The following is a 2,219-nucleotide window of genomic DNA, read 5'->3' as shown; positions in this document are numbered from 1 at the left end:
TGCACCGCACCATTGTGTTCGTCACCCACGACATCGACGAGGCCATCACCCTGGGCAACCGCGTGGCCGTGTTCGCCCGCGGCGGCAAACTGGCCCAGTACGCCACCCCGGAAGAACTGCTGCGCGCGCCCGCCAACGACTTCGTGGCGGATTTCATCGGCCGCGACCGTGGCTTCCGGTCCCTGACCTTCGACCGCGCCCCGGTGGCGGTTCACCCCGTCACGGTGTTCAACGCGGACACCGGGCAGCGCTCGCGGGTCGACTCCGCTCGCGGTGCCACCGCTGCCTGGCAGGCCGACGGCGCCACCGGCGTTACTGACGACGGCGCCCACGACGCCATGCACGCGGGCGCCGGGATCGGCGCGGGAGCGGCGTCGTCGGAGGGCTGGATCCTGCTGGTCAACGAACGCAACGCGCCGCTGGGCTGGCTGCCCGTGGACGGTGCCGGCAACCCGGCCCCGCGCGAGCAACTGCGCGTGGGTGGCACCCTGTGGCGCGCCGGCGATTCGCTGCGTACCGCCCTGGATGCGGCGCTGTCCTCGCCGTCCGGGCAGGCCGTGGCCGTTCATGAGGATGGCTCCGTGGCCGGAATCCTGCGCGGCGACGAAATCATGCGCGCCATCGAGGAGCAACGCAACGAGCGCTCCGACCGGCGGGAGCGGCCGTGAACTGGCTGTCGAACAACTGGTCCACGGTCTTCGAACTCACGGGCACCCACCTGCTGCAATCGGTGATTCCCGTGGTCGTGGGACTGCTGATCTCGGTTCCCCTGGCCCGGCTGGCCGCCGGCAGCAAGTGGTTGCGGCCGCTGTTCGTGACCGGATCGTCGCTGCTGTACACGATCCCTTCGCTCACGCTGTTCGTGGTGCTGCCCCTGATTCTGGGCACGCAAATGACCTCGCTGATCAACGTGATCGTGGCGCTGACCCTGTACGTGATCGCCATTTTGGTGCGCTCGTGCGTGGACGCGTTCGAGGCCGTGGACAAGGACATCCTGCAGGCCGCAACCGCCATGGGGTACAAACCGGTGCGCCGATTCTTCGGTGTGGAACTCCCATTGGCGGTGCCCGTGATGATCGCGGGGTTGCGCGTGGCCACGGTCTCCAATATTTCCATGGTCTCCGTGGGTGCCGTGATCGGTATCCAGTCCCTGGGCACGCTGTTCACGGACGGCCTGCGGCGCTCCATCATGTCCGAGATCCTGGTGGGCATTGTGGCCACCGTGATCCTGGCAGTGGTGTTGGACCAACTGCTGCGCCTGATCGGCCATGTGTTGACGCGGTGGCGCCGTGCCGGTCAGGTCAGCACCGGAAACGGGGGTCGCAAGGGGCGCGGCGCCGGCACCGGCAAACGCTCCCTCACGGGCCACGACAACGAGACTCGGGACGATGACTCCCAGCACGCCCGTTCCATCGCCGCCGTCGAATCCGGAGGTGCGAAGGCATGAACCTGATCGATCAGGCCCTGGCATTTCTCACCGATCCCATGAACTGGACCGGCACCACCGGCATCCCGCAACGCATGCTCGAGCACCTGGGCTACACCGCCCTCACCATGGCGATCGCATTGATCATCGCCGTGCCGCTGGGTCTGTGGGTGGGGCACACCGGGCGCGGCAGCGGTGTGGTGGTCGGCATTACCGGCGCGCTGCGATCACTGCCCACGCTGGGCCTGCTGACCCTGTTCACCCTGCTCATGGGGCTGGGTCTCCTGCCGCCCATTTTGGCGCTCGTGCTGCTGGCGATCCCACCCATCCTGTCCGGTACGTATTCGGGTGTGGCCTCGGTATCGCCCGCGCTCGTGGACGGCGCCCGTGCCATGGGGATGACCGAACGGCAGACGCTCACCCGCGTGGAGATCCCCGTGGCACTGCCCGTGATCCTGGGCGGTATCCGTAACGCGGCGCTGCAGGTGCTCGCCACCGTGACCATTGTGGCCTACATCAACCTGGGTGGCCTGGGTCGATACTTGATTGACGGGCTGGCCGTGCGCGACTACTCACGCATGCTGGCCTCCGTGGTGCTCGTGGCGGTGCTCGCGCTCGCCGCGGATGGGATTTTGGCTCTGATTCAACGCCTGGTGACCTCGCCGGGGCTCAGATTGGCAGGAGAACGCTCATGAACATTTCCCTTTTCCGGCGCGCGGGCGCGTGGCTGGCCGGGCTCTTCGCACTGGCGCTGGTGCTCACCGCGTGCGGCGGTGGTTCCGATCCGCTCGAC

Annotated in this window: 2 protein-coding genes and 1 pseudogene; all 3 read left to right on the top strand. The window is 67.7% G+C overall.

The genetic code is table 11. The features are described from left to right. A pseudogene (locus Q4E95_RS09835) lies at positions 1-668 on the top strand (ABC transporter ATP-binding protein); the annotation flags it as partial. Continuing rightward, positions 665-1,447, top strand: coding sequence for an ABC transporter permease (locus Q4E95_RS09830; protein ID WP_303383139.1), 783 nt, complete (start codon positions 665-667; stop codon positions 1,445-1,447). The pseudogene Q4E95_RS09835 and the gene Q4E95_RS09830, both read left to right, overlap by 4 nt. Then, positions 1,444-2,121 (top strand): ABC transporter permease, encoded by a 678-nt coding sequence (locus Q4E95_RS09825; RefSeq protein WP_303383138.1) that lies wholly within the window; start codon positions 1,444-1,446, stop codon positions 2,119-2,121. Before Q4E95_RS09830 ends, Q4E95_RS09825 begins: the two co-directional genes overlap by 4 nt. The last annotated feature ends 98 nt before the right edge of the window (positions 2,122-2,219 follow it).

The sequence above is a fragment of the Kocuria sp. genome (assembly GCF_030536815.1).
Taxonomy (GTDB): domain Bacteria; phylum Actinomycetota; class Actinomycetes; order Actinomycetales; family Micrococcaceae; genus Kocuria; species Kocuria gwangalliensis.
This window is presented reverse-complemented; position numbering and strand designations above follow the sequence as displayed.